This is a genomic window from Polaromonas sp. UC242_47, from assembly GCF_044452385.1.
Classification (GTDB): domain Bacteria; phylum Pseudomonadota; class Gammaproteobacteria; order Burkholderiales; family Burkholderiaceae_C; genus Polaromonas.
Genome location: NZ_JBIOAO010000001.1, coordinates 1,874,983 through 1,901,975, shown reverse-complemented (window position 1 = coordinate 1,901,975; position 26,993 = coordinate 1,874,983). Strand labels below are relative to the sequence as shown.

General features: G+C 61.0%; 23 protein-coding genes, 3 tRNA genes and 4 pseudogenes. 12 read left to right on the top strand and 18 right to left on the bottom strand.

Going from position 1 to position 26,993, the window contains the following annotated elements:
• Nucleotides 1-13 precede the first annotated feature (13 nt).
• The 3 genes from ACHMXK_RS09355 to ACHMXK_RS09345 all read left to right on the top strand — a co-directional run bounded on the left by ACHMXK_RS09355 (nt 14) and on the right by ACHMXK_RS09345 (nt 1,963).
• Nucleotides 14-703 (top strand): Bax inhibitor-1/YccA family protein, encoded by a 690-nt coding sequence (locus ACHMXK_RS09355; protein ID WP_397439688.1) that lies wholly within the window; start codon nt 14-16, stop codon nt 701-703.
• A gap of 204 nt (nt 704-907) precedes the next feature.
• Nucleotides 908-1,417, top strand: a complete 510-nt coding sequence (locus tag ACHMXK_RS09350; RefSeq protein ID WP_397439686.1) for a hypothetical protein — start codon at nt 908-910, stop codon at nt 1,415-1,417.
• Between the two features lie 150 nt (nt 1,418-1,567).
• On the top strand, nt 1,568-1,963 hold the full coding sequence (locus ACHMXK_RS09345) for a GFA family protein (RefSeq protein ID WP_397439684.1): 396 nt from the start codon (nt 1,568-1,570) through the stop codon (nt 1,961-1,963).
• Nucleotide 1,964: 1 nt separating this feature from the next.
• On the opposite strand, the gene rlmD is transcribed toward ACHMXK_RS09345, so the two are convergent.
• The 4 genes and pseudogenes from rlmD to surE all read right to left on the bottom strand — a co-directional run bounded on the left by rlmD (nt 1,965) and on the right by surE (nt 6,353).
• Nucleotides 1,965-3,467 (bottom strand): 23S rRNA (uracil(1939)-C(5))-methyltransferase RlmD, encoded by a 1,503-nt coding sequence (gene rlmD / locus ACHMXK_RS09340; protein WP_397439682.1) that lies wholly within the window; start codon nt 3,465-3,467, stop codon nt 1,965-1,967.
• Between the two features lie 158 nt (nt 3,468-3,625).
• Nucleotides 3,626-4,558 carry a peptidoglycan DD-metalloendopeptidase family protein gene (locus tag ACHMXK_RS09335; RefSeq protein ID WP_397439680.1) on the bottom strand — a complete coding sequence of 311 codons (933 nt, stop codon included), beginning with the start codon at nt 4,556-4,558 and terminating at the stop codon, nt 3,626-3,628.
• 130 nt (nt 4,559-4,688) lie between these two features.
• Nucleotides 4,689-5,549, bottom strand: a complete 861-nt coding sequence (locus ACHMXK_RS09330; protein ID WP_397439678.1) for a protein-L-isoaspartate(D-aspartate) O-methyltransferase — start codon at nt 5,547-5,549, stop codon at nt 4,689-4,691.
• Nucleotides 5,546-6,353 (bottom strand): annotated as a pseudogene (surE, locus tag ACHMXK_RS09325) (5'/3'-nucleotidase SurE). Before surE ends, ACHMXK_RS09330 begins: the two are co-directional and overlap by 4 nt.
• A 382-nt stretch (nt 6,354-6,735) precedes the next feature.
• On the opposite strand from surE, the pseudogene ACHMXK_RS09320 reads away from it, so the two are divergent.
• Nucleotides 6,736-7,711, top strand: a pseudogene (locus ACHMXK_RS09320) (NADPH:quinone oxidoreductase family protein).
• Between the two features lie 84 nt (nt 7,712-7,795).
• On the top strand, nt 7,796-8,272 hold the full coding sequence (locus tag ACHMXK_RS09315; protein ID WP_397439676.1) for a response regulator: 477 nt from the start codon (nt 7,796-7,798) through the stop codon (nt 8,270-8,272).
• Between the two features lie 188 nt (nt 8,273-8,460).
• Here ACHMXK_RS09315 and ACHMXK_RS09310 read toward each other — a convergent pair.
• From ACHMXK_RS09310 to ACHMXK_RS09265, 10 genes and pseudogenes are all read right to left on the bottom strand, one after another.
• Nucleotides 8,461-8,536 (bottom strand) — tRNA-Gly (locus tag ACHMXK_RS09310).
• 454 nt (nt 8,537-8,990) lie between these two features.
• Entirely contained in the window at nt 8,991-9,212 is a 222-nt protein-coding gene (locus ACHMXK_RS09305; RefSeq protein WP_397439674.1) for a hypothetical protein, read from the bottom strand.
• A 166-nt stretch (nt 9,213-9,378) separates the two neighbouring features.
• Complete coding sequence (locus ACHMXK_RS09300; RefSeq protein WP_397439672.1) at nt 9,379-9,588, bottom strand: hypothetical protein; 210 nt, start codon at nt 9,586-9,588, stop codon at nt 9,379-9,381.
• A gap of 276 nt (nt 9,589-9,864) precedes the next feature.
• Nucleotides 9,865-9,940: transfer RNA gene (locus tag ACHMXK_RS09295), tRNA-His, on the bottom strand.
• 52 nt (nt 9,941-9,992) lie between these two features.
• Nucleotides 9,993-11,903, bottom strand: coding sequence for a SurA N-terminal domain-containing protein (locus ACHMXK_RS09290; protein ID WP_397439670.1), 1,911 nt, complete (start codon nt 11,901-11,903; stop codon nt 9,993-9,995).
• A 91-nt stretch (nt 11,904-11,994) separates the two neighbouring features.
• A tRNA-Val gene (locus tag ACHMXK_RS09285) sits at nt 11,995-12,070 on the bottom strand.
• A 25-nt stretch (nt 12,071-12,095) separates the two neighbouring features.
• Nucleotides 12,096-12,368 (bottom strand): HU family DNA-binding protein, encoded by a 273-nt coding sequence (locus tag ACHMXK_RS09280; RefSeq protein WP_318405219.1) that lies wholly within the window; start codon nt 12,366-12,368, stop codon nt 12,096-12,098.
• A gap of 264 nt (nt 12,369-12,632) precedes the next feature.
• A complete protein-coding gene (locus tag ACHMXK_RS09275; RefSeq protein WP_397442487.1) occupies nt 12,633-13,733 on the bottom strand; it encodes a tartrate dehydrogenase in 1,101 nt (366 codons plus the stop codon).
• Between the two features lie 27 nt (nt 13,734-13,760).
• The gene (locus tag ACHMXK_RS09270) at nt 13,761-14,237 is read right to left on the bottom strand and encodes a hypothetical protein (RefSeq protein ID WP_397442580.1); all 477 of its coding nucleotides are present in this window, start codon (nt 14,235-14,237) and stop codon (nt 13,761-13,763) included.
• Nucleotides 14,238-14,244: 7 nt separating this feature from the next.
• Nucleotides 14,245-14,523: pseudogene (locus ACHMXK_RS09265) on the bottom strand (alpha/beta fold hydrolase); the annotation flags it as partial.
• Nucleotides 14,524-14,790: 267 nt separating this feature from the next.
• On the opposite strand from ACHMXK_RS09265, the gene ACHMXK_RS09260 reads away from it, so the two are divergent.
• The gene (locus ACHMXK_RS09260) at nt 14,791-15,747 is read left to right on the top strand and encodes a LysR family transcriptional regulator (RefSeq protein WP_397439668.1); all 957 of its coding nucleotides are present in this window, start codon (nt 14,791-14,793) and stop codon (nt 15,745-15,747) included.
• Nucleotides 15,748-15,873: 126 nt separating this feature from the next.
• Here the strand turns inward: ACHMXK_RS09260 and ACHMXK_RS09255 are convergent, their stop codons facing one another.
• The 3 genes from ACHMXK_RS09255 to uvrC all read right to left on the bottom strand — a co-directional run bounded on the left by ACHMXK_RS09255 (nt 15,874) and on the right by uvrC (nt 19,390).
• The gene (locus ACHMXK_RS09255) at nt 15,874-16,782 is read right to left on the bottom strand and encodes a DMT family transporter (protein ID WP_397439666.1); all 909 of its coding nucleotides are present in this window, start codon (nt 16,780-16,782) and stop codon (nt 15,874-15,876) included.
• The gene (gene pgsA, locus ACHMXK_RS09250) at nt 16,779-17,345 is read right to left on the bottom strand and encodes a CDP-diacylglycerol--glycerol-3-phosphate 3-phosphatidyltransferase (RefSeq protein ID WP_397439664.1); all 567 of its coding nucleotides are present in this window, start codon (nt 17,343-17,345) and stop codon (nt 16,779-16,781) included. The genes ACHMXK_RS09255 and pgsA overlap by 4 nt, the downstream gene beginning before the upstream one ends.
• Before the next feature lie 128 nt (nt 17,346-17,473).
• Nucleotides 17,474-19,390, bottom strand: a complete 1,917-nt coding sequence (gene uvrC / locus ACHMXK_RS09245) for an excinuclease ABC subunit UvrC (protein WP_397439662.1) — start codon at nt 19,388-19,390, stop codon at nt 17,474-17,476.
• Between the two features lie 54 nt (nt 19,391-19,444).
• Here uvrC and earP point away from each other — a divergent pair, with 54 nt between their 5' ends.
• The 3 genes and pseudogenes from earP (at nt 19,445) to ACHMXK_RS09230 (ending at nt 22,599) form a co-directional block, all read left to right on the top strand.
• Nucleotides 19,445-20,569: an elongation factor P maturation arginine rhamnosyltransferase EarP gene (gene earP, locus ACHMXK_RS09240; RefSeq protein WP_397439660.1), complete on the top strand. Its 1,125-nt coding sequence runs from the start codon at nt 19,445-19,447 to the stop codon at nt 20,567-20,569.
• Nucleotides 20,566-21,226 (top strand): annotated as a pseudogene (locus tag ACHMXK_RS09235) (response regulator). The gene earP and the pseudogene ACHMXK_RS09235 overlap by 4 nt, the downstream one beginning before the upstream one ends.
• A gap of 47 nt (nt 21,227-21,273) precedes the next feature.
• Complete coding sequence (locus ACHMXK_RS09230; protein ID WP_397442486.1) at nt 21,274-22,599, top strand: sensor histidine kinase; 1,326 nt, start codon at nt 21,274-21,276, stop codon at nt 22,597-22,599.
• Here the strand turns inward: ACHMXK_RS09230 and ACHMXK_RS09225 are convergent.
• On the bottom strand, nt 22,574-24,289 hold the full coding sequence (locus ACHMXK_RS09225; RefSeq protein ID WP_397439658.1) for a phosphoethanolamine transferase: 1,716 nt from the start codon (nt 24,287-24,289) through the stop codon (nt 22,574-22,576). The two genes, ACHMXK_RS09230 and ACHMXK_RS09225, sit on opposite strands and share 26 nt — an antisense overlap.
• Nucleotides 24,290-24,556: 267 nt before the next feature.
• Between ACHMXK_RS09225 and efp the strand changes: the two genes are divergently transcribed.
• The 3 genes from efp (at nt 24,557) to ACHMXK_RS09210 (ending at nt 26,991) form a co-directional block, all read left to right on the top strand.
• A complete protein-coding gene (gene efp, locus ACHMXK_RS09220) occupies nt 24,557-25,111 on the top strand; it encodes an elongation factor P (RefSeq protein ID WP_397439656.1) in 555 nt (184 codons plus the stop codon).
• A gap of 118 nt (nt 25,112-25,229) precedes the next feature.
• Entirely contained in the window at nt 25,230-26,108 is an 879-nt protein-coding gene (locus ACHMXK_RS09215) for an AEC family transporter (RefSeq protein ID WP_397439654.1), read from the top strand.
• A gap of 19 nt (nt 26,109-26,127) precedes the next feature.
• Entirely contained in the window at nt 26,128-26,991 is an 864-nt protein-coding gene (locus tag ACHMXK_RS09210; protein ID WP_397439653.1) for a TIGR00730 family Rossman fold protein, read from the top strand.
• Nucleotides 26,992-26,993: the final 2 nt, after the last annotated feature.

The window sequence follows — 26,993 nt, the reverse complement described above, 5'->3', positions numbered from 1 at the left end:
GGAGAAGACCCTCATGAATGAGAATGTTCAAACACTCGACTACGGCCAAGTTGCTTCCCTCGAGCAGCGCAACAAGGTATTGCGCAACACCTACTGGCTGCTGGCGCTGAGCCTGCTGCCCACGGTGCTGGGCGCCTGGGTTGGCGTGGCCACGGGCATCACCCGTTCACTGTCCGGTGGCTTGGGCATGGTCGTGTTCCTGGCCGGCGCCTTTGGCTTCATGTACGCCATCGAAAAAACCAAAAACTCGGCCGCTGGCGTGCCGGTGTTGCTGGGCTTCACCTTCTTCATGGGCCTGATGCTCTCGCGCATGATTGGCATGATCCTGGGCTTCAAGAACGGCGCCGAATTGATCATGACCGCCATGGGCGGCACCGCCGGCGTGTTTTTTGTCATGGCCAGCCTGGCCAGCGTCATCAAGCGCGACATCTCCGGCATGGGCAAATGGCTGTTTGTCGGCGCCATGGTGGTCATGGTGGGCGGCATCATCAACGTGTTTGTCGGCTCCACCGCCGGCATGATGGCGATCTCGGTTGCCGTCATCGGCATCTTCAGCGCCTACATGTTGTACGACCTGAAACAAATCCTGGACGGCGGCGAAACCAACTACATCAGCGCCACGCTGGCCTTGTACCTGGACCTGTTCAATGTGTTCCAGGCCCTGTTGGCCTTGCTGGGCATCATGGGCGGCGAGCGCGATTAAGCACCGGGCGGGCTGCGCCTATTGTTTCGATGAAAAGGGTCCATGCGGACCCTTTTTTTTGACTGAATTTTGGAGTTTTTTCACGTTTGACCGTCGGCTTACGCCCCCGACAAGAGAAAAATACGGATCAACACTTAGTTAGCGATTTTCCATCAACCACGTGATGCCGCAATGCCTGCGGTATGCATTGAATTTGAGAGCAGCATGACTCCACAACAAATCGTCGGTTTGGCTGTACGACTTTTCTCGATATGGCTTGTCTTCTTGGCCCTGCAAGTTATTGGTTACGGCAGCGAGGTAAATAGTCAGCCAGGTCTTGGATCGACGAATGCTCACTACCTCGTAAGTGGCGTGGTTATTCTTCTTGCCATCTTTTTGTGGTTCTGCCCCATGCTTGTTGCGCACAAACTCGTGCCAAAAACAAAATTCGATAACGTTCTTCGTGTACCCGCTCACGAGGCTGTGGTGGTGGCCTGCATAGTTTTTGGACTTGGACTTTTCTTGGCCAAGGTACTGCCAGCTCTTGCGTTCTATATCCCGCTTTTCGTCGTCATTGTTCGCGACAAACAATCCATCGAAAATGCTGAGCAGTTCCACTTCATGCGGGTGGCGCCTATTGTTATTCAGCTTGCCGTGGCGATGCTTCTTGTATTCAAAGCTCACGCCATTTCTAAATTCCTACTCACACCCAAAGAGCAGCAAGAAGACGAATAAGGTGTTGCCTGACATTGCGGTCAAGCGAGGCTCTTTGCCCCTTCATATCTCTCAAATACCGCGATGGACTCCAAGTGCGCCGTATGCGGGCTTTTGGCCTGACCCGCCCTAAGTGAGCCTTCTTTGAGTCGATATCGTGACGTGTTTAACATGACAAAAGCAAAAATCTACGAAGGTGGTTGCCTGTGCGGCCATATCCGCTTTTCAGCAACGAGCCCAGTGCTTCAGCCCCACACCTGTTCGTGCCGGCAATGCCAGCGGCATTCGGGCGCGCTCACACAAACCTGGGTCGAGTTTGCGCGCGATCAGCTGCAATGGACGGGCCCGGGTGGCGCGCCCTCCCGCTGGCGCTCATCCCAAGGGTCCAGCCGTGCTTTCTGCCCCGTCTGCGGGAGCACCCTGGGCGCCCTTGACGACAAGCCCACACTGGCGATTGCCGTGGGTACCTTTGATTCGCCCAATCGCAAGGAGCTGGCGCCCTTGGCGCACTCACATGTTTCCAAACGCCCCAGCTGGTGGGGCCTCTGTGATCCACGAGAGGCCTGATTCAGGCCTTCGCCATAGTCACTGACACCCGCTCAAACACCGCAATCGACTCCACATGCGCGGTATGCGGAAACATGTTGACCACGCCAGCCGCCGTGCAACGATAGGCGCCGCTGTCCACCAGCACACCCGCGTCACGCGCCAGGGTCGCCGGGTTGCAGCTCACGTAGACAATGCGCTTGGGCAAGGTCCAGTCGCCCAGCACCAGGTTTTGCTGCTGGCCTGCGTCGTCGCAAGGCACACCGGTCACGATTTGCTGGTGCAAGGCAGCCAGGGATTTGAACAACTCGAACGCGCCTTCACGCGGCGGATCGACCAGCCATTTGTCGGCGGCGCCGTCTTTCACCAACATGCCCGGCGTCATCTCGAACAGGTTGCGCGCTACAAATTTTGTAGCTGCCAACGAACGTGCCCTCTGGCCTGGGGCATTGTTGGAGGCATAGTTTTCGCGCGAGCGGGCGACCAGCGCCTCGCTGCCTTCAATACCCAGCACCTCGCGCGCCTGCGTCGCCAGCGGCAAGGTGAAGTTGCCCAGGCCACAAAACCAGTCGATCACCCGCTCCTGCGGCTGGACGTCCAGCAGGCGCAATGCGCGCGAGACTAACACCTGGTTGATGTGCGGGTTGACCTGCGTGAAGTCCGTCGGCCGAAACGGCATGGTGATGCCGTAGGCCGGCAGCGCGTAAGCCAGTTGCTGCGCCGGATCGCTCACCTCATCAAGCAACTGGACCGTCTCCAGCCCGCCGGGCTGCAACCACCACTGCAGGCCGGGATGGGCCTGGGCAAACGCCCGCAGCCGGGCCAGGTCGGCGTCGGACAAGGGCTCCATGTGGCGCAACACCATGGCCGTGATGTCATCGCCGCAGGCCAGCTCGATCTGCGGCAGGGTTTCTTTCGCGTCCATGCCGGCAATCAGCGCACGCAATGGCAGCAGCAAATCACTCACATGTTTGGGCAACACATGGCATTCGCGGATGTCGGCGACGTAACCACTTTTGCGCTCATGAAAACCGACCAGCACCTCGCCCTTTTTACGCACAAAACGCACCGACAGGCGGCCGCGGTAACGGTAGTTCCAGGCCGGGCCTTCGATGGGCCTGAGCACGGTGTCGGCCTTGAGTTTGCCCAGGTGCCAGAGGTTGTCCTCCAGCACGCGCTGCTTGACGGCCACCTGCGCACCCACGTGTAAATGCTGCATCTTGCAGCCGCCGCAGGCACCGGTGTGCTGGCCGAAATGCGGGCATTGCGGACGCACCCGCTGCGAGGACTCGCGCAACACAGCCATCAACGTGGCTTTTTCAAAACTGGGCTTTTTGCGGTAAACGCTGGCGCTGACCAGCTCGAAAGGCAAGGCGCCTTCAATAAAAACGACCTTGCCATCGTCCCGGTGCGCAATGCCCTGGGCTTCAATATCAAGCGACTCAATGGTGAGCAGATCCGGCGGGTACTCGGCCAAGACAGGCGCCGGTTTGTGTTGTGGCGGGTTGTGTTTTCTTCTGGACATGCCTTATTGTCTCAGGCCGCGCCGCCGCAGCAGATGCTATGAAATAAATAGCTCCTTTCGACCACTCCATAAGAGCCACAGGCCTTTTTGACCTAAAAATCCATAAAAAAAGGGAGCCCTGCAGTGCAGAACTCCCTTGGGCGTGAGACGCGGGGTCTTTATTTGGCTGGCAGGTATTTGGCCGGGTCCACCGGTTTGCCCTGGCGGCGAATTTCAAAGTGCAGCTTCACGCGGTCGGCGTCGGTGCTGCCCATTTCCGCGATTTTCTGACCCTTGCGCACCGACTGGTCTTCCTTGACCAGCAGCGTCTGATTGTGTGCGTAGGCAGTCAGAAAGGTGTTGTTGTGCTTGAGGATGATCAGGTTGCCGTAACCGCGCAAGCCGGCGCCGGCATACACCACGCGGCCGTCGGCCGAGGCGATGACGGGGTCACCGGCCTTGCCGGCGATGTCCATGCCCTTGTTTTTGGCATCGTCAAAATTGGCCAGCACCGTGCCCGCGCCATGCACCGGCCAGATCCAGGCGACGTCGTCTTCACCCGCGCTGGCGGCAGGCGTGGCTGCCGGGTTTGCTGCCGGTGTGGCGGGCTTGGCCGCAGCCGCGGCACTGGCGGCGGACGCGGGTGCCGGGGCCGCTGAGCCACTGGGCACCGGACTGGCGGTCACCGTGCCGGAGCTGATGGGCCGTGCCACTGCCTGGCTGTTGTCCACCGGCGGCACCACACGCAGCACTTGGCCGACCTCGATCAGGTTGGGGTTCTCCAGATTGCTCCAGCGCCCGATGTCGCGCCAGTTCTGGCCGGTGTCCAGGCCGATACGGATCAGCGTGTCACCGGGTTTGACGGTGTAATAACCGGGCTTGCCGGCGTTTTCAGCACCGGGCAGCAACTTGGCGCTGCCGTTGTCCTCGGCGCCCTGCATGGGGCGCGTCATGCCGGTGCCGCGGTCTTCGACCGGGGCGCGTGTCAGGCTGCGGGGGCCGCAAGCCGACACCAGCACCACCGTGGCGGCCAGCAAGCAGGTCAAAAGCAGGCGACTGGCCGGCTTCTGGGGACGCTGGCCTTCGGCCGCCGTGTGGAAAGACACTGCCATGGCTGACCCTGTTGTTTGATTCATGGCTTGATTTACCTTTTGCAACTGCGGCGTGTTGTCACGCCGTAAGACGCTGTGCGCAGACTGAGGTTCATGGCAATTTGCATCGCGACCTGTCCAACCCTGCGCACTAGCTTGTTCCTGATTTTAAAGGCACAAAGTGCACGGCCTCCAGAACCGTTTGTGTGATGCCTTGCGCGGTTTTGTCCAGCACCACCAGCGCCTGCGCGCCGCCGGCCATGTGCATGGGTGCCACCAGGCGCCCGCCCACGGCCAGTTGTTCAACCCAGGCTGGCGGAATCGCCTCGCCACCGGCCGCCGCAATGATGGCCGCATAAGGCGCGCCCTTGGCATAACCGGCCATGCCGTCGCCAAACAACAAATGCACATTGGCCAGACGGAAAGCGCGCAGGTTCTCGCGTGCCTTGTCGTGCAGGCCACGCAAGCGCTCTATGCTGTAAACCTCGGTCGCCAGCTGGCCCAGCACCGCGGCCTGGTAGCCGCAGCCGGTGCCGATTTCCAGCACCCGGCCCAGCTTGCCATCACTCGCGCCCAGGCTTTGCCGCAGCAATTCGAGCATGCGCGCCACCACATTGGGTTTGGAAATAGTCTGGCCCAGGCCAATCGGCAAGCTGGTGTCTTCATAGGCCTGGTTCGCCAGCGCCGTATCGACAAAACGGTGACGCTCGACCTGGCCCATGGCGGCCAGCACCTGGGCGTCGGTGACACCTTGCGCGGCCAGCTTCTGCACCATGCGTGCGCGCACCGCCCGGGAATCCAGCCCGACGCCGCTGGGCAACATGGCTGGCGCTGGTTTCTTCAAGTCAAAAATGCCTGTAGCCCGCTCTGGATGAGCGCGACCAGCTATATTTTTGGTAGCGGATGGCGTGCCCGCATCGGGCGCCAGGCGCACCGGGAAACCCGGTCGCTTGGCAGCGGCAGCCTCAGGCTTGGCGGACGGATTGAACGGCGGCTTCAGCGTGGGTTTCATGCGGCGGTGGGCGGCACGGTGGTGCCGTGCGTCAGTTTGGCCGCGGTTTGTGCCCAGTAAGGCAGGCGTTCATGGTCGGTCAGGTCCACCTGCAGCGGCGTGATCGAGATAAACCGCTGCTGGGTCGCGTGAAAGTCGGTGCCCTCGCCCTCTTCCTTGGCCGGTCCGGCACCGCCTATCCAGTACATGGTGTCCCCGCGCGGGCTGGTCTGCGTGATCACACGTTCGGCCGCATGGCGCCGCCCCAGGCGCGAAACCTTGAAACCCTGGATCTGGTCGTCGGGCAGGTTGGGGATGTTCACATTCAGCAGCCAGGGCGCCTGCGTCGGCGACGCGCCGGGGGGCGATGGCTTCCAGCGAAGGCATCAGTTGCAGCACCAGGTCGCGCGCCCGCCGGCCCGCCACATCGATGTGGCCCCAACCTTTTTGGGTTTGCGAAAACGCGATCGAGGGGATGCCAAACAGATAACCCTCCATGGCCGCGCCCACGGTGCCGGAATAAATCGTGTCGTCGCCCATGTTGGCGCCGTTGTTGATGCCGGAAACCACCAGGTCGGGCCGGTAACCCAGGAGGCCGGTCAGCGCAATATGCACGCAGTCGGCCGGTGTGCCATTGATATAACGAAAACCGTTGGCCGCCGTCTGCACATACATGGGCGAATGCAGGGTCAGCGCGTTCGATTTGGCGCTGTTGTTCTGCTCGGGAGCCACCACCTCGACGTCGGCAATGTCTTTCAGCGCTTCGTAAAGGGCGATGATGCCGGAAGCCTGGTAACCGTCATCGTTGCAGATCAGGATTTTCATGAATTCATTTTAGGGCCTGTCTACGCTCGCCATGGGGTCGCGCAGGCGTCTTTTCAGGATGGGCTGCAAGGCGCGGTGCGCCGCCAATAGCTTGCTCTATTGGCAAGCGCCGCAACGCCGCAGAGCGCCCGAAAAGACACCTGCCCTTCGGGTTGGGGCGAAATCGGGCGATTTGCCCACCAAATCCCTTGCATGGGCATCAGCCCATGCTGCGTGATCTTGGCGAGCAACTCATCCCGATTGCGTCCCAACGCGACCCCATGGCGAGCATAGACAGGCCCTCAGGTCTCACGGGTGACAAACGGCGGCCTGGCCCCCTTCTATTTGCCGGCCTAACCTGCCTATGATGCGGATTCAACCCTGAACCACAACGGAGAAACCCATGCATGCCTGGCTTTGTGAAGACCCCACCGGCGTTGACGCCCTGAACTGGAAAGAGCTGCCCACCCCGGCGCCCAAGGCCGGCGAAGTGCTGATTGAAATCAAGGCCGCCAGCCTGAATTTTCCGGACCTGCTGATTGTCCAGAACAAATACCAGATCAAGCCGCCCCTGCCCTTTGTGCCCGGCTCCGAATACGCCGGCGTGGTGCAGGCCGTGGGTGAAGGCGTGAAACACCTCAAAGTCGGCCAGGACGTGGCCTGCCTCTCGGGCACAGGCGGATTTGCCACCCACACCATCGCGCCGGCCGCCTTGTGTATGCCGTTGCCGGCGGGTTTTCCGTATGTGGACGCCGCCGCTTTCATCATGATTTATGCAACCTCCCACCACGCGCTGGTGGACCGGGGCTCAGCTCAAGGCCGGCGAAACCGTGCTGGTGCTGGGCGCGGCCGGCGGTGTCGGCACCTCGGCCATCCAGATTGCCAAGGCCATGGGCGCACGCGTGATTGCCGCCGCCTCCACCGATGAAAAATGTGCGCTCTGCAAATCAATAGGCGCAGATGCCACCATCAACTACAGCACCGAAAACCTGCGCGAAGCCATCAAGGCGCTCACCGACGGCAAAGGCCCGGACGTGATTTACGACCCGGTGGGCGGCGAGTTTGCCGAGCCGGCCTTCCGCTCCATCGCCTGGCGCGGGCGTTACCTGGTGGTGGGTTTTGCGTCCGGACCGATTCCTTCGCTGCCACTGAACCTGACCCTGCTCAAGGGCGCGTCCATCGTCGGTGTGTTCTGGGGCGGCTTTGCCAAAAACGAGCCCAAGGCCAGCGCCGCCGCCATGGCCGAACTGGCCCAGTGGTATGCCCAGGGCAAGATCAAACCGGTGATAGACCGCACCATGCCCATGGCCGACCTCAAGGCCGCGTATGCCCACATGGGCTCGCGCGGCGTCAAGGGCAAACTGGTAATGGTGAACTGAGCAGCAATTTGGGTGTTTATCGCCGGATCAAGACCCCGTGCCTGACTCATATAGTCACATGGAATGATTCAGAAGGTAGATTTAATGCTCAATCCCGCGAGGCCAGCCACCAGCGTGCCCACCATGCTGGTGGTGGAAGACAACCCCGACCATCTCGAATTGACTTTGACCGCCGTGCAGGAAAACGGCTCCAACCACGACATCGTGGTCGCCCGCGATGGCCTGGAAGCCTTGAACTATCTGTTCTGCCAGGGCCCGTACCGCGACCGCAACCCCGCGCACCAGCCTGAACTGGTGCTGCTCGACCTCGGGCTGCCCAAGATCAATGGCCTGGAACTCATGCAACGCATGCGCGAAGACCCCCGGACTTTTTCTGTGCCCGTCGTCATGCTGACCTCAGGCAATGAACAGTCGGATGCGGTTCAGGCACTCCAGGGTGGCCTCAACAGCTTTGCCTGCAAGCCGCTGGACTACCGCGAGTTCAAAGACAAACTCAGGCAGGTCAGGGAATACGCACGCTCCACCAGACTGGCCCCGTTCAGCGCCATCCAGCACACCTGATCGGCAACAACGGGCCACAAGGCCTCTCGGTGCCACGGCTCATGATGCAAATGGGGGCTGATGCGCTTGCGGTGACAAGGCAAGGCGCACCAAAAGAAAAAGCCACCGCAAAGGGTGGCTTGATATTCAAATGAAGTCCAAATTTTCTGCTGAATCCTTGCAAACTAGTAGTCTGTAAGAGAGAAATTTGGAGCGGGAGAAGAGTCTCGAACTCTCGACCTCAACCTTGGCAAGGTTGCGCTCTACCAACTGAGCTACTCCCGCATTTTCAAGATTGAATTATACGATGCCAGACAGGCGTATTTGGACTGAGGCTGAAAAAACCGTCAGATGTTTTGCAAATCTGCGCGCGCCCGCATCAGGACATACGCTTAGATCAGCACGCTGGCCATCAAGCGCCTGAAAAAGGCAAAGGCCAGACGCGGAATTGGCGGCGGTTAAGCAGCCGTCGCAACGCGTGCCTTGATTGATCAGACTGGCGCGTGCCACTTCTGCGGATTAGTTTTTGAACCCCGTGCTGAGGAATCACATCTGGTCCTGGAAACCACGCAAGCCGACGATGGCACATGGTTGGCCAAAAGAAAAGCCTCAAGACTCACATCTTGAGGCATCAGTCCTTGATCCCACATCAGGCAACCCATGCCATCGAGACCGGCGAGCTGGCCCGCCTGATTCCTGATTTGCTGGAAACGCTGAGCGACGATCTGCTGAGCGCAGATCAGTGACCCAGGTTGGCAACCAATACATCTGCCGCCTGAACGGCCTCGTCGCGAGTGGGCCAAGTCTTGTCGCTGCCCTGCAAGGGCGCCAGAGATTCGACGTGAATGACCGCTATATACCAAGGCCCGTCAGGGAGGTGGCACAACTTGGCCATGTAGTGCCGGCCGCTTGCAACGCCAGGGACGTATTCTTCTATCGGCTCGGGTTCTTCGATGTCCATAGGGTTTCTTTCCAAATCCCGATTATCCGCAACCCATCCCAGCCTTCTGGCGGAGTTCCTGTTTCTGAGGGCATCGTGAACGCAATGGATCTTTTCGCAAGCGCTGGCGGCTTCAGCACCGGCGCCGTCATGCTGCCTGGCCTGCCGTGGGGAGACTGAGCACTGCTCAATCCTTGAGAGCCACCCCTAGCCCAGCAAGCTTTTTCGCATACGAATCTCTGCGTTTGGCGGCCTTTGCGGCGGTGTCGACGGCCGCCTGAATCGCCTTGGGGCCCTTGCTTGCAACCGCCTTGATCAATCCGAACTTGTGAGCAGCCTCTGCCTCCGCCCTCTTGAAAGTAGCCATGAGTTCAGCATGCGTAGCGGATTGATTCACAGGCACCTCTTTTTCTAAAGCGTCATTTTCTGCGCTTTTTTCGATACACGGAAAGTCGATGCTCGCCCTGCGCGAGCTGTACGGGATGCAGCGCCTCCCCGAGAACCATCTTATCAACCGCGGCGCGGCCAAGCTGAGCGCCCCCAAGTGAACCCCGTCGCCTGCGGGCTTGCTCGGCCTGGAGGGGACTTAGCAGGTTGAATTGCGACAGATGAGCAACAACCGGCCGCAATGAAAAAAGCCCACTATCGAATGGATAGCGGGCTTTTCTTTATCTGGGGTGGCTGATGGGGCTCGAACCCACGACAACAGGAATCACAATCCTGGACTCTACCAACTGAGCTACAGCCACCGGAACCTCAAATTATAACGAGAACTTGGCGCCTTATTTGCCTGAAGGCCTTTTATGTGCCGATTTTCTGCTCGGCAGGCTTGGCAACCTTGATGTCGGCCTTGAAACGTTCTTTCAGAATGTTGTAGTAAGCCAGGCCTTCAGCCGAGGTCCACCACTGGCTGTACTGCGACTGCTCTTGCTGGGCGATGGCGGCTGTGGGCGTGTCGCGCGGCAACACCTTGAGCACCTTGAGCACGGCGTAACCTTGAGCACCCAGATCCACGCCCACCCACGCTGGCAAGGCCGCGGTATCGGCACTCATCGCGGCCTTGAGCGCTGCTATCGGGAGTTGTTGCGCCTGCTCACGCGACACAAGCACAGCCGCGGGCAAAGTCGCTGACGCCGGATTGGCCTTCCAGGCTGCGAGTTTTTCAGCGCCGTCCTTGCGCGCCAGTTCGGCGCCGCGCTGCTGCTGCAGACGCTCACGCACGATGGCCTTGACCTCTGAGAAAGGCAAAGTTCTGGCCGGTGTGTATTGCGTGATGCGGCCAGAGACCAGCTGGCTGGGGCCGATTTCCAGCGCTTCGGTGTTGCGTTTTTTCTCCACCGAGTCAGGCGAGAACAAGGCTTCCCGGAATTTCGGGTTGGCCAACACACCGGTGCTACCCTGAACCGGACTACGGGTCAGCTTGCTGGCCGTTTTGACGTCCAGTTTCAGACGTTCGGCAATCGGCCGCAAGCTGTCGGACTGCTCGTACACCGAATTGCTGAAGGACTCGGCGGTCTCCGCAAATTTCTTCTGTGCGAGTTGTTGCTTCACCTCGGCTTCCAGCGTGGGCTTCAACTCTTCGTAACTTTTCTGCTTGGGCGTCTTGATGTCCGTCAGCTTGATGATGTGGTAGCCAAACTCGGTTTCCACCACGTCGCTGATATCGCCCTTTTTCATGGCAAAAGCCGCATCGGCAAAAGGCTTGACCATGGCCTTGCGCGAGAAGAAGTCGAGGTCACCGCCGGCGGCGGCGGAGCCGGTGTCGCTTGAGTTTTTACGAGCCAGCTCGGCAAACGAGTCGGGCGCCTTTTTAACGGCGGCCAGCAACTGCTCGGCTTTTTCCTTGGCCTTCTGACGCTCCGCAGCCGGGGCACTGGCGGGCGCAGCGATCAGGATATGGCTGGCACGACGTTCTTCAGTACCTGCCAGTTGCGCCGCGTTCTGCTCGTAATAGGTTTTCAGATCTTGCTCGTTGACGGTGACGCCTTTTTTCACGGCCTCCATATCAAGCAGGACATATTCAATGTCGGCCTGTTCAGGCGCCTGGAACAAAGCCTGGTTGTCCTTGTAGAACTGCTCCAGCTCGGCTTCGCTCGGGTTGACCTTGGCCGCGTAGTCAGCCGTGTTGAAGCGGGCGATCTGCACCTCGCGCTTTTGAAAAAAGGCATTGAGCGAAATATCTGCCACCGCTTTGGTAGCAAACCCGCTGCCGGCCACGGACTGCAGGACTTGCCGCGCCGACAAATCCGCGCGCAGGCCGGCTTCGTAAGCCTCGGGAGTCATGCCGGTTTGCGACAGGAAGCCCGCACGGTCGAATTTTCCGTCAGCCAGCCTGAAGGCGGCAATCGCCGGATCTTCGGCGTACAGCCTGTGCAACTTTTGATCCGGGACCACCAGATTGCTTTTGGCAGCCGCGGCCGCCAGCACCCGTTCGCGCACCAGGCGCTCCAGCGTGCCATAACGGGCTTCAGGGGTATCGAGCAGTTTGGCATCCAGCGTCGGCATCGATGCCCTGAGCCGGGTCACCTCGTTTTGATGCGCGACATCCCACTCATGCTGCTGGATGTCCTGGCCATTGACCTTGGCAACCACGACGGTGTTTTGCTGCGAACGGTTGTAGCCGTCCAGGCCGAACAACACAAAGGACGGGACAATCAGCAAAAACAGCAAGCCCATGGTGATCTTGGTGTGCTTGCGAATGAAATCAAACATCTCGAATTTCCTTGCGGCTGTCAATCGGCCATTGGGGTTAAGCCATCAATGAAAAAGGCGAACCATTTGTTCGCCTTTGTCTAGTCTTTGGTGGTGGGTGCTGACGGGCTCGAACCGCCGACCTACGCCGTGTAAGGGCGCTGCTCTACCAACTGAGCTAAGCACCCCACCTCAACTTTTACTTCATGTGCATCAGTTCAGTGCGTCCTTGAGCGCTTTGCCTGGACGGAACTTTGGCACTTTGGCTGCCTTGATTTTAATCGCATCGCCGGTGCGTGGGTTGCGGCCGGTACGGGCAGCACGTTTACCCACTGCAAAAGTGCCAAAACCCACCAGAGACACAGCGCCTCCTTTTTTCAGTGTTGTTTTGACAGCACCAATGGTGGCCTCCAGTGCACGCGTCGCGGCAGCTTTGGAGATGTCAGCATGTTTGGCAATGTGCTCGATCAGTTCAGTCTTGTTCACAAGGAGCCCCTCGTTGATAAAAAAAGTTAATCTGGTTGTCTCTTGAATCTCCCTGGACACCTGTGAAAAGATGGCAGCGGAGCGGCATGTGCAGATCTTCTGCTGATTCCAATTAGAGCCATGGACTCCTATCGTGTCAATACAACATCAGATTTTTACAACGTGCGGTGGCGGATTCTAGTCTTTTTTTTCAAGCTTTCTCCGCCCCATCGTATGCATGCCCTGTATTTCAGGGGCCGCCAAGAGGTTCGCAGACCTGTCGTTTCAGCCCAGCGCCATCGCGATGGCCTTGCCCACATCGGTGCCGGTGGCGGTGCCGCCCAGGTCAGGCGTGCGGGGTGCACCGCTGCCGGGACTGAGCACTTTCTCAATGGCAGCGAGAACCGCATCATGCGCATCCTTGTGCCCCAAAAACTCCAGCATCATGGCGCCGCACCAGATTTGCCCGATCGGATTGGCGATGTTGCGGCCGGCGATATCCGGCGCCGAGCCATGCACCGGCTCAAACAGCGAGGGGAAATTGCGCTCCGGGTTGAGGTTGGCACTGGGGGCAATGCCAATCGTGCCGGTACAGGCCGGGCCCAGGTCGCTCAGAATGTCGCCGAACAAATTGCTGGCCACCACCACATCAAAAAAGTCCGGGCGCTGGACAAAATGCGCGGTCAGGATATCGATGTGAAATTTGTCGAGTTTCAGGTCGGGATAACCCTTGGCCATCTCGACCACCCGCTCATCCCAATAAGGCATGGTGATCGCAATCCCGTTGGACTTGGTTGCGCTGGTCAGGTGTTTCTTGGGGCGCGACTGTGCCAATTCGAAAGCAAACTTCAGCACGCGGTCCACACCGACGCGGGAAAACACACTCTCCTGCATCACGATCTCGCGCTCGGTGCCGGCATACATGCGGCCGCCTATGCTGGAGTATTCGCCTTCGGTGTTTTCACGCACGATGTACATGTCGATCTCGCCAGGCAGGCGCGGGCTGCCGTCACGCCGCACCACCGGGGCAATGATGCCGGGCATCAGGCGCGCGGGACGCAGGTTGATGTATTGGTCGAACTCGCGGCGGAACAGCAGCAGCGAACCCCACAGCGACACATGGTCGGCGATTTTTTCGGGCCAACCCACGGCGCCAAAATAAATCGCATCGTGGCCGCCGATCTGGTCTTTCCAGTTGTCCGGCATCATCTTGCCGTGTTTTTCAAAATAGTCCCAGCTGGAAAAATCGAAATGATCGAACTGCAGGTCTATCCCGAACTTGGAAGCCGCGGCCTCCATCACCCGGATGCCTTCGGGCATGGTTTCCTTGCCAATGCCGTCGCCGGCGATCACGGCAATTCTCTTTTTGCCGGTATTGGGGGTCATGGGTTTGCTCATGGGTGATCCTTTGATTTAGGGGATGAAAAAATTCAGGGCTTGGGCCAACAGCAGCGCCGGCGCCTCTTCGGCAATGTAGTGCCCGCAAGGCAGGCTGTGCCCCGACACGTCGACGGCGCGCTCGCGCCAGAGCGCAAGCACATCGAAACACTGACCCACCGCGCCATGTTCGCCCCACAACACATGCAGCGGCGGCGTCAGTTGGCGTCCCGCGGCCACATCGGCACGGTCGTGGTCCAGGTCTATGCTGGCGGAGGCCCGGTAGTCCTCGCAGATGCTCATGGCTGTACCTGGAATCTGCGCGCAACGTTCGTATTCAGCCCATGCTTGCGGCGCAAAGGCGGCCAGTCCGGCGTGGCGCTTGCCCATCACGCTGCGCAAATAACGCACAGGGTCGGACTCGATCAGGGCTTCCGGCAAGGGCGGCGGCTGGATCAGAAAAAACCAATGCCAATACGCACGCGCAAAAGCCTGGGAGGTGTTGTCGTACATGGCCAGCGTGGGGGGCGATATCCAGCAGCATCACCCGCTGGACCCTGGCCGGATGGTCTTGCGCCAGGCGATGCGCCACACGTGCGCCACGGTCATGCGCCAGCACCTGGAATTGTTCAAAGCCGTGATGCCGCATCACGGCCAGAGCATCCAGTGCCATGGCGCGTTTTGAATAAGGGCTGTGCTCCGCGTCACTGACAGGCCGGGCTGAATCGCCATAACCACGCAAGTCCATCAACACCACGGTGAAGTGACTGGCCAGGTCATTGGCCACCCTGTGCCACATGACATGGGTTTGCGGATGGCCGTGGATCAGCAAAAGCGGCGCGCCGTGCCCAGCACGCAAGGTGCGCAGGCGCCCTGCGGGGCCATCGATGTCGGAGGCAACAAAACCTTCAAACATCAAGCGGCCTTGTTGCCCTTGGTGATGGAAGCAACCTGTGCGTGGTTCATGCCTGTCTCCTGTGATTTTCTGTGTTGGGTCGATTTTGCAGAAGACGGCCACCCGATTCAAGCAATAATCAGGCAATCAATTATTTCCTTTCAGGAACGAATGGACCGCAGCGATCTGGAACTTGTACTGGCCGTACGCAACCACGGCAGCCTGAGTGCCGCCGCACTCAGCCTGGATGTGGCGCCCCCGGTGGTGACCAAACGGCTCGCCGCGCTGGAAGCGCGGCTGGGCCAGCGCCTGTTCCAGCGCACCACCCGGCGCGTGAGCCCGACCGCCGAGGGCGAAACCGTCTGCGAACGTGCGCAAGTCCTGCTGCGCGGTTTTAGCGAGCTGGAAGCGGAACTTCAGGAGCGCAAGGCCGAACCCACGGGCCTCATCCGGCTGGCCGCGACCTTTGGTTTTGGGCGGCTCTGGCTGGGACCGGCGCTCGCCAGCTTCCAGGAGCGTTATCCGCGCATCAATATCCAGCTGCAACTGACCGAGCAGTTGCCGGACCTGGCCGCCGACGGGTTTGACGGTGCCATCTGGCTCTGGCAGGTCGAGGGCCGGCAGGCCGCGCAATGGGTGTCACGCCGGCTGGCGCGCAACCAGCGCGTGCTGGTGGCCGCGCCCCGCTACATCCGGCAGCATGGCGTACCCATCAGCCTGGACGACTTGCAAAACCACGCCTGCCTGATTGCGCGCGAAAACGGCAATGCCACGGGACAACATTTTGATATCTGGCCGCTCTACAAAGACCGGGACAAAACACCGGCGCGGGTACGTGTGCAGGGCCCGCTGTCGAGCAACTCCGGCGAGCTGGTCCGCGACTGGTGCCTGGCGGGCCGCGGCATCATGCTGCGCAGCCTCTGGGATATCGCCCCGCAACTGGCCTCGGGCGAGCTGGTACGTGTGTTGCCAAGCTACGCCATGCCCGACGCCGACATCCACTGGCTGGCGCCCTACCGCGCGGATTCACCGCGGCGTATCCGCCTGTTGATTGATTTTTTGCTGACGCAGTTTCAGGGCGCGCCGTGGAAGACCAGTGCAGTGTTGCGCGCTGGCAGGCACAAATAAAACCGTTGGATTTTTGTTCAGGGCAAGGCGCAACCCGCAGCCATAGCCCAACTATGGCGAGGATTTGCAACGCCGCCATGAGCGAAAAGACGCGGTTTTATGTGCCTGATGGCGTGCAATACTGCGCTAGGCCACCGGCTTCGCGGGCCGCACCACGAGGCTAACGCCCAGCGCCGTGAGTGCCGTGCCCACCACCGTGGCCGCGGTGATGGACTCGCCAAACAGCAGCCAGGCCATCAAGGCCGTGGTGGGCGGCACCAGGTACAAGAGACTGGTCACGGCGGTGGCGGCGCCGCGCTGGATCAACATGTACAGCAAGGAGCTGCCGCCCAGCGTCAGCCCCAGCACCGACCAGGCCAGTGCGCCCATGAAGCCGGCGGTCCACTGCACGGGCTCGGTCTCCAGCAAGGCAAAGGGCAGGGTCACCAACAAAGCTGCGCCGAGCTGGATGGCATTGGCGCTACGAACATCGGCCGCCTGGACAAAACGCTTCTGGTACAAGGTGCCGATGGTGATGCTGAACAGCGCAAACACCGCAAAACCCAGGGTGTACAAGGTGACTTCGTTGCCCGTGCCGAATTTGCGCGACACCACCAACAGCAAGCCCCCCAGACCCAGCACCAGGCCCAGCCACTGCCTTGCGCTGACGCGGCTTTCGCCCTGGCCGGACTCCCCCATCCGGGAAACCCAGACGGCGGTCAGCACCGGCTGCAAACCCACAATCAGCGCCGACAAACCGGAACCCATGCCACCCTTGATGGCCGACCAGACCCCGCTCAGATAACCCGCGTGAATCAGAATGCCGGTGACAGCCAGGTGCAGCCACTGGGCCCGACTGCTGGGCCAGGCGACACGCGCGACGGCGATCCAGACCAGAAAACAAAGCAGCGACAAGGCATAACGAATCGCCAGAAAACTCAGCGGCGGCGCGTAAGGCAGGCCGTATTTGGCGACGATAAAACCCGTGCTCCAGATCAGCACAAACACGGCGGGCATCGCCTTGATCAAGGCCGCGTTGGACCCAGACGTGCTCATTTGGTGCGGGCGCGAATTTCTGGAATGGCTTTTTTCAGGTAATAAATCATGGACCAGACCGTCAGGACGGCAGACAGCCAGATCAGCCAGGTGCCCCACAGATGGGTGTTGATGACGCCGAACAGAATGCCGTCAAACAGCAGGAAAGGAATGGCCACCATCTGCACCGTGGTCTTGACCTTGCCCAGCATGTGCACCGCCACACTTTTTGTCGCGCCTATCATCGCCATCCATTCGCGCAAGGCCGAGATCGCAATCTCGCGCCCGATGATGATGAGTGCCACAAACACATCGGCACGCTGCAGATGCACCAGCACCAGCAAAGAAGCGCAGACCAGGAACTTGTCGGCCACCGGATCCAGAAAGGCGCCGAAGGATGAGGTCTGGTTCAGCTTGCGCGCCAGAAAACCATCCAGCCAGTCGGTGGCAGCAAAAACCACAAACATCACGGTGGCGATCAGGTTGCGACTGGCCGGAGAAATGTCGAGGTAGAAGATGCCCACAATCAAGGGAATCGCAACAATGCGGGTCCAGGTCATCAAGGTGGGTATGGTCAGAAACATGCGCTGATTTTGGCATGAGCCAGTCGGCACAGGTTGACACGCCCCAAAGCAGCCCCGAAATAGCCCGACTTTGCCCGCGTGCGTTGCGCAAAAACGTCTGCTGTTTCCTGCGCGATGCGCTGACAGCTTCAGTGCAAGGCGCGGTAGATTTCTTCCGCCAGGTCCCGTGAAATGCCTTCCACCGTGGCGATGTCTTCGGCGCTGGCCGAACTCACACCGCGTATGCCGCCAAAACGCTGCAGCAAGCTGGCGCGTCGTTTCGGGCCAATGCCGGCAATGTCTTCCAGCCGACTCGCACCGACCCGCACCTTGGCGCGTTTGGCACGCATGCCGGTGATGGCAAAACGATGGGCTTCATCGCGGATCTGCGCAATCAGCATCAAGGCGGCCGAGTCGCGGCCCAGATAAACTTTGTCGCGGCCATCGGCAAACACCAGCTCTTCGAGTCCGACCTTGCGACCTTCACCTTTTTCCACACCAGCGATCAGGCCCAGGTCCAGGCCCAGCTCTTCAAACACCTCACGCGCCATGGACACCTGGCCCTTGCCGCCGTCGATCAGCACCAGGTCGGGCAGCCTGGCCGTGTTGTTGCGCGCCGCTTCCGCCAGCTTGCTGTAACGACGCATCAAGACCTGACGCATCGCCGCGTAATCATCGCCCGGCGTGATGCCTTCTATGTTGTAGCGACGGTATTCGGCGCTTTGCATCTTGTGGCCATGGAACACCACACACGAGGCCTGGGTCGCCTCGCCGGCCGTGTGCGAGATGTCAAAACATTCGATACGCAGCGCCTCCAGGTTGTCCAGCGGCAACTCCATCGCTTCGGCCAGTGCCCGCGTGCGGGCCTGCTGCGAGCCCTGCTCGGCCAACAAGCGGGCCAATTGCAGGTCGGCATTTTTCTGCGCCATCTCCAGCCAGATGCGCCGCTGCTCACGCGGCTGGAAAATCGCATTGACCTTGCTGCCGGACTGCAGCGTGAGCGCGCTGATCAGCTCCTTGTCCACCGGCTCGCTGCAGACCAGCACCGGCGGCACCGGCACATCAATGTAGTGCTGGGCAATAAAGGCTTCGAGCACCAGCGCTTCCAGGCGCTTGGCCTGACCGCTGACGGGAACCTCGCCGCCCTCCCCGGCGCCGGCTTCATCCAGACCGGCGAGATCGGCCGCGTGTTCAACATGGGTCGGAAAATAAGGCCGGTCGCCCAGATGCCGGCCGCCGCGCACCATGGCCAGGTTCACGCAGGCCTTGCCGCCTTGTAGTTTGACCGCCAGGATGTCCACATCCTTGTCGCCACCGGTTTCCATGGACTGCTGGTGCAAGACCTTGGACAGGGCCGCGATCTGATTCCGAAACTCGGCCGCCTGCTCGAACTCCAGCTTCTCGGCATGGCCCTGCATCTGTTTTTCCAGCTCGCTCAGAATCTCCTGCGCCTGCCCCTGCAAAAAACGCTCGGCGTTGGCGACATCCAGCGCGTATTGCTCGGGCGACACATGGCCCACACAGGGCGCCGAGCAGCGTTTGATCTGATACAGCAAACAAGGCCGCGTGCGGTTGTTGAACACCGTGTCTTCGCAGGTGCGCAGCTTGAACACTTTCTGCAGCAGCAAAATGGTTTCTTTCACCGCCCAGGCGCTGGGATAAGGCCCGAAGTAGCGGTGTTTTTTCTCGACCGCGCCGCGGTAATAAGCCACCCGCGGAAAATCGTGGGACGCCAGCTTGAGATAGGGATAACTTTTATCGTCCCGGAACAGGATGTTGTACTTCGGGTGCAGCGTCTTGATCAGGTTGTTTTCCAGCAGCAAGGCCTCGGCCTCGGAGCGCACCACCGTGGTTTCCATCCTGGCGATCTTGGTCACCATGTGGCCTATGCGTGTGCCGCCGTGGTTCTTCTGGAAATAGGTAGACACGCGTTTTTTCAGGTCGCGCGCCTTGCCGACGTACAACACCGTGCCGTCCGCGTCAAAGTAGCGGTAGACGCCCGGCATGGCCGGCAACGCGGCGACCTCGCTGAGCAGTTGGGGATCAAATTCGTGAGTTTGGGTCATGGTTGTGCAGAGACCGCTTGGAACGGTCCATGCCATATTGTGGACAATCCGGGAATGAATCGCAGCCTGCAGTGGGACATTTTTTGCAAAGTCATCGATAACCATGGCGACATCGGCGTCTGCTGGCGCCTGAGCGCCGAACTGGCGACACGCGGCCATCGCGTGCGGCTGTGGGTGGATGACGCTTCGGCTTTGCGCTGGATGGCACCCGAGGGCTGCGAGGGTGTCACGGTCTTGCCCTGGCTGGAACCGCTGGGCATGAACATGCTGCGCCTCCATGCGGCGCCCTGCGACGTGCTGGTGGAGGCCTTCGGTTGCGAGGTCGCTCCTGAATTCATAGCTACCTGCGCAGACCAGATAAGCGATACAGACCAAAAACCTGTATGGCTCAACCTCGAATATCTGTCCGCCGAGCCCTATGTGGAGCGCAACCACGCCCTGCCCTCGCCGGTGCAGCGCGGCCCGGCGGCGGGCTGGAACAAATGGTTTTTTTACCCTGGTTTCACCCCCGCCACCGGCGGCCTGCTGCGCGAACCCACACTGCTGGACCGCCAGGCCGGTTTTGACCGTGCGGCCTGGCTGGCGGCGCGCGGCATCGCCTGGCAAGGTGAAAAGCTGGTCTCGCTGTTTTGCTACGAACCACCCGCGCTCGCCGGCCTGCTGACCCAGTTGTCGCAACACGGCCTGGACGGCCAGCCGGTGCGGCTGCTGGTGGCGGACGGGCGCGCCAGCCACGCCGTCAAAGCCGTTCTTAATGATGAAAAGTGGCTCCAGCCCAGGCAGGACGGGCGTGAGAAGCTATCAATTTCATACCTGCCGCTGCTCAGCCAAATCGACTTTGACCACCTGCTCTGGGCTTGCGAGCTCAACTTCGTGCGCGGTGAAGATTCGGTGGTGCGCGCCCTCTGGTCTGGCCAGGCCCTGGTCTGGCAGATTTACCCGCAAGCCGACCAGGCCCACCAGGTCAAGCTGCAGGCCTTTCTGGACGAGCTGGACGCGCCGGCCTCGCTGCGGCATTTTCATGCGGCCTGGAATAACCTGGAGGACCAGGTGCCGGCGCTGGACCCTGGCGCCTGGTCAGCCTGGACAGCCACGGCCAGGCAGCGCCTGCTGAGCCAGGACGACTTGTGCACACAGCTGATCCATTTTGTCGCGCACCATCGCCAGCCCACGCCATGAGGTTATTGCTGATCGAAGACGACACCATGATTGGCCGCGCGGTCCGCCAGGGCCTGGGCGACGCCGGCTTCACCGTGGACTGGGTCATGGACGGCCTGGCCGCCGAACGGGCGCTGGCCAACGACGTCTACGACCTGGCCTTGCTAGACCTGGGTCTGCCGGGCCAGGATGGCATGGCCGTGCTCCGGGGTTTGCGCACACGCGGCAATGCCATTCCGGTGCTGATTATCACGGCCCGGGACGCGGTCGCCGACCGCATCGCCGGGCTCAACGCCGGCGCCGACGACTACGTGCTCAAACCGTTCGACCTGGACGAACTCGTCGCCCGTGTGCGTTCCTTGCTGCGCCGCCATGCCGGCGGCGGCTCACCCCTGCTGCAATGCGGTGATCTGATTCTCGACCCAATACACAAACAAGTCAGCCTCAAAGGCGAGACCGTGGAACTGTCGGCCCGCGAGTTCGCGCTGCTGGAAACCCTGATGCAACGCCCTGGCGCCGTGCTTTCGCGCGAGCAGTTGGAAGACTCGATTTACGGCTGGACCGAAGAGATCGGTAGCAACGCGGTCGAAGTGCATCTGCAGCAAGCTGCGTCGCAAGCTGGGCGCCGACACCATACGCAATGTGCGCGGCGTGGGTTACAAGGTGGTGGCGCCGTGAACACACGCCCGGTTCAATCCATTCAGCGCCGCGTGCTGGTCTGGGCCATGGGCGCGCTGGCCCTGGGCGCCAGCCTGCTGATCGCCAGCTCCTACCTGACTTTGATTCGTGAGATGGACGAGGTCTTCGAAGACAACCTCAAGCAGGTGGCGCTGGCCGTGGCCAATCACCACGGCACCTATGGCATGACGCGTGTCCCGCGCATCGCCGACCAGTTGCCCAAGGTTTACGAGGAATACGGCAGGTTTGAGTTTGTCACCGCGGCCTGGACGCGCAACGGCACCTTGCTGCACAGCTCCGCCCCCGTGATCCCCCTGCCCTTTCGCTCACGCAGCGGGTTGAGCCTGGTCAAGATTGGTACCGAACAATGGCATCTGTACACCATCGTGCTGGAGGACGGTATTGTCCAGGCGGCGCAACGCGACAGCGAGCGCCAGGCGCTGGCGCGCGCAACCAGTTCCAAGCTGATCCTGCCGGCAGTGTTGATGCTGATGGTGCTGGCGGCCCTGCTGACGCTGGCCCTGCGGCGAGGGCTGGCGCCGCTGGCGCTGGCGGCCGGCGAGATCACGGGCCGCAGCGCCCGGGCCCTGCACCCGATCGCGCTCACCGCCCATCCGCCGGAATTACACCTGCTGATAGGGTCGATCAACGACTTGATGGCCAGGCTTGGCGCCGCGCTGACGCTGCAACGGCATTTTCTTGCCGATGCGGCCCACGAATTACGCACGCCAGTCACCGCTTTGCGACTGCAACTGCAGTTACTTGAGCGTGCGGACGATGAAACCCAGCGCACAGCCGCCATGGCTGCCTTGCGCGCCGGCATAGACCGGGCCCAGCACCTGATCGAGCAATTGTTGCAGCTGTCGCGGCTGGCACCCGAAACGCCGGCCTTGCACCGCGAACCGGTCGACCTGGCCGGCCTGGCGCGCAGCAGCGTCAGCCGTTTCAGCGCCCGCGCCGATGCCAAAAACATTGATCTGGGCGCCGTGGCCGAAGGCATGCCGGCCGTCGCCGCCGATGTGCAACAACTGACTATTTTGCTGGACAACCTGGTGGACAACGCCTTGCGCCACACACCGGTGGGCGGCCGCGTTGACGTCGGGGCGAGTCTGGAAAACGGCCTGTCCTGCCTGTCGGTCACCGACACCGGACCGGGCATCGCGGCTTCAGAGCGGACCTGGGTGTTTGATCGCTTCTACAGAGGCCAGAACAGCCAGGACGCCGACAAGGCCGACAACACCACCCCACACGGCAGCGGGCTGGGCCTGGCCATCGTGCAGGCCGTCGCCGAGCGTCACGGTGCCGCCATCCAGCTGGAAGACGGGCCTGGCGGCATAGGCCTGCGGGTCACGGTGCGTTTCCCGGCCCCTTGAGCGCCAGCGCAGGAGCGGGCCGGCAGGGTGCAAACAAATCGAGCTTGGGGTTGTATGCCTGGGTCTCGACGTCGAGCACCCCCAGCAGCGAATGAAACAGGTTGTCATGGCTGACCTCGGCGCCGGCGTGCGAGCGCATGCAGTCCTGATTCACCTTGAAGCTGTCGCGAAAAGCGGATGACAACCACATCACCAGAGGCACGCGTTTTTGCACATCGGGCGCAATCGGGTAAGGCATGCCATGCAGATACAGCCCGTTGTCGCCCAGCGACTCGCCATGGTCCGACACATACAGCATGGCGGTGTCGTAGTTCTTCTGCGAGCGGTCCAGGAAGTCGATCACCCGGGACAAAAAGAAGTCGGTGTACAGCAGCGAGTTGTCGTAGGCGTTGACGATTTCAGCGGCCGAGCAACCGCGCAAATCTTCGTTTTCGCAGGCCGGGGTAAACCGCTTGAACACCGCCGGATAACGTTTGTAATAGGCCGGCCCGTGGCTGCCGAGCTGGTGCATGACGACCACCAGGTTGCTCGCCGCATCCCGCGCGATACCCTCCATACCGTGCAGCAACACCTCGTCCAGACATTGCCCTTCGGCACACAACGCCGGAACGCTGGCATGGTCCATCTGTTCGGTGGGCAGACCGTCGCAGACGCCCTTGCAACCCGACTGGTTGTCGCGCCAGAGCACCTTGAAGCCGGCACGCGCCAGCACATGCAGCAAGGATTCGTGTGAGCGAATTTTGTCCTCGTCGTAGTTCGCGCGGCCAAAAGGCGAAAACATGCAGGGCAAGGAAACCTCGGTCGAGGTACCGCAGGCGGTCGCGTGCGGATAGTTGATCACGTCGCGCTGCGCCAGTTGCGGATTGGTTGGCCGGGCATAGCCATTGAGCGAAAAATTCTGCGCACGTGCCGTCTCCCCCACCACCAGCACAAACAGCAGCGGCCGGCTGCGGCCGCTCCAGGCCGCGCCCATCTTGGCATCCGCCCCCACGGGCAGCCTGGCTTGGTTGGGGCGCTGGACGCTGCCCCAGGTATTCGCGATCAAGGAGGCCACCACATTGCCCGGCGTCAGCAGGTGGCGCACTTCGCGGTGGTTGCGCATCAGCGACGCAAAATCCGCAAACACCAGCAGCAAGCTGAGCACCCCCACCACCAGGGCCGCGGCGACCCACGCCAGTCGCAAGGCGAACGCACGGCGCAGGCTGCGCGGCTTCAACCGAGGCCACCACAACAAGGCGACCGGCAGGACACCCAGCAGCAGCACGTGCGGCACCATGCCCCAGACCAGCAGTTCCCTGGCTTCCTGGACATTGGTAGCCAGCACATTGCGCAACATGGCCCGGTCCATGTAGATGGCATACCGGTCCATGTACCAGGAGGCAAACGCCGTGCACAGGACCAGCACGGTGAGCAGCGGCTTGACCGTCAGACGGGTAGACAGCAGCGCGACAAAAGCGAAATAAAAGGCCGCGAAGGCGCAGAACATGGCGGCGGCAAAACCCCAGGTGGAAGCATCTTCCCAGCTGCGCCCGACCATGGCCGCGCGCCAGAACGGCCCGTTGCCGGCCAGCAGGAAAAAACAGACACACAGCAGCACCAGGGTCTCCAGCTGCAGGGTCGGCCGCTGCGGCCAGCGCCGCGAAGAGGGGGCGCCCAAGGGCTTCAGCGTAGCGGCCGAGGAGCTATTCATGATGCGGGTGTGGCACCCGGGGACGGGCACGTGGAGTCAGTGAAGGCCAGAGCTTGCAGGGGGCAGACTTAACCTGGCCTTAAGACATAGTGAGCCCCGCGCCAGCCCACAGGACCCCAAGGCTGTCGGAAAGCCGGCTTGGGGGCTGTCCAAAATAACGGTAAAATACAGGGCTTTGCATTTTCCAGTTTGGACAATGCCGCATTCCTGCCGCGGACCTGCATCATCACAGACCCACTGGCGGCCAACACTCTACTAGAAATTGTTATGAAAATCGCTCAAGAAATACGCGCTGGCAACGTCATCATGCACGGCAAGGACCCGATGGTGGTGCTCAAGACCGAATACAGCCGCGGTGGGCGTAATTCCGCCACGGTGCGCATGAAGCTGAAAAGCCTGCTCAACAACTTCAACACCGAAGTCGTGTTCAAGGCCGACGACAAGATCGACCAGGTCATCCTCGACAAAAAGGACTGCACCTACTCCTACTTCGCCGACCCGATGTATATCTGCATGGACGCCGATTACAACCAGTACGAAGTCGAAGCCGAAAACATGGGCGACTCGCTGAACTACCTGCAAGACGGCATGGAACTCGAAGTCGTGTTCTACGACGGCAAGGCCATTTCGGTTGAGCTGCCCACCAGCGTCCAGCGCGAAATCACCTGGACCGAGCCCGCCGTCAAGGGTGATACCTCCGGCAAGGTGCTCAAGCCCGCCAAGATCGCCACCGGCTTTGAAATCGGTGTGCCTATTTTTGTCGCTCAGGGCGATGTCGTCGAAATCGACACGCGTACCGGCGAGTACCGCAAACGTGTTTAAACAGGTCTTGCCCGGCAAGACCCCACAAAAAGGCTCCCTGGTGGAGCCTTTTTTTATACCCCGGCCCCCTAGGGGCGAGCCAGCACCGCCAGCCTTTTCACCTGCCTGACTGATTTTCATGGAACTCCTGCAGCGTATTACCCAAGTCATCATTCCGGTTTTTCTGATCGTCGGTATCGGTTATTTTTATGCGCGCCGGCATCAGCCGGACATGAGCACCTTCAATCGCATCGCCCTGGACGTGCTGGCCCCGGTGCTGGTGTATTCGGCGCTCGCCTCACGCGACTTTCACCTGACCCACCACCTGCCGCTGTTGCTGGGCGGGGCTTTGCTGATCGTCGGCACCGGCTTGCTGGCCTGGCCGCTGGCACGTGCTTTTGGGGCCCAGCCGCGCACCCTGGTCCCGGTGGTGATGTTCAACAACTGCGGCAACATGGGGCTGCCGCTGGCCCTGCTGGCGTTTGGCCCGGAAAACCTGGGTGCGGCGGTGGCGCTTTTTTCCATCAGCAACCTGCTGCACTTTTCCGTCGGGGCCCGTATCACCAGCAGCCATGCCCACACCAAGGACTTGCTGCTCAGTCCCTTGATGCTGGCCACAGCCCTGGGGTTTGCCAGCGCGCTGACCGATGTCCGCCCGCCCGACGTGTTGCTCTCTGGCCTGCGCCTGCTTGGCGACGCCATGCTGCCCATGATGCTGTTCGCGCTTGGCGTGCGGCTCACGGCCTTGACCCGCTCCGGCGTCGCCATCGGCATGCTGGGTGCAGTGGCGCGCCCGCTGCTGGGCTTACTGGTGGCGCTGCCGCTGGTGTGGGTGCTGGATCTCCAGGGCGTGGTCAAAGGGCAGTTGTTGCTGTTTGCGGCCTTGCCGCCCGCCGTCATGCAGTACCTGCTGGCCGAGCGTTATTACCAGGAACCCGAAAAAGTCGCGGCCATGATCCTGCTGGGCAATGTCCTGGCTGTGCTGTTCATCCCGCTGGCGCTCGCGGTCGCGCTTTAACTTGCTTCACAATGCAGCCATGGAAAACACCCAAGACCTGAAACAAACCCGCCTGGCCGATGCCTGGGCTGAACTGCAGGCCTATGCCAACGATGGCAACCCCTTGCAGGCCAATGCCTACCGCCTGGCTTTTGCCGACCCCGAGTTTTTATTACGCCGCGAGACCCGGGGCATCCGTTTTCAGCTGGAAATGCTCAAGCCGGACATGGAGCAAATCTCCCAGGGCATTGAGAACACCATTGTGGTGTTCGGCAGCGCCCGTTTTCCGGCGCCGGAAGAGGCTGCGCAGGCCCTGAAACAGGCGCGGGACGCCGGTGATGCGCAAGCGCTGGCACTGGCCGAGCGGCATGTCCGCAACGCCCGCTACTATGACCAGGCACGCCTTTTCGCGCGGCTGGTGGCGGCCTATAGCAAACCCCGTCCGACCCAGGACCAGCTGTTTATCTGCACCGGCGGCGGGCCCGGCATCATGGAAGCGGCCAACCGCGGCGCGCACGAAATGGGCGCACCCACCGTGGGCCTGAACATCGCGCTGCCGCATGAGCAAAGCTCCAACCCTTATGTGACGCCCTCGCTGAGCTTCAAGTTTCATTATTTCGCCCTGCGCAAAATGCATTTCATGATGCGGGCCAAGGCGCTGGTGGCGTTTCCGGGCGGCTTTGGCACGCTGGACGAATTGTTCGAGGTCATCACCCTGGTACAAACCGGCAAGGCCAAGCCGGTGCCCATTATCCTGTTCGGCTCGGACTACTGGAAACGGCTGCTGAACTTTGATGTCCTGATCGAAGAAGGCGCGATCTCGCCCGACGACCTGAAGCTGTTCCAGTATGTCGATGATCCCCAGGTCGCCTGGGACGCCATCAAGACTTTCTACCAGCTGTGATC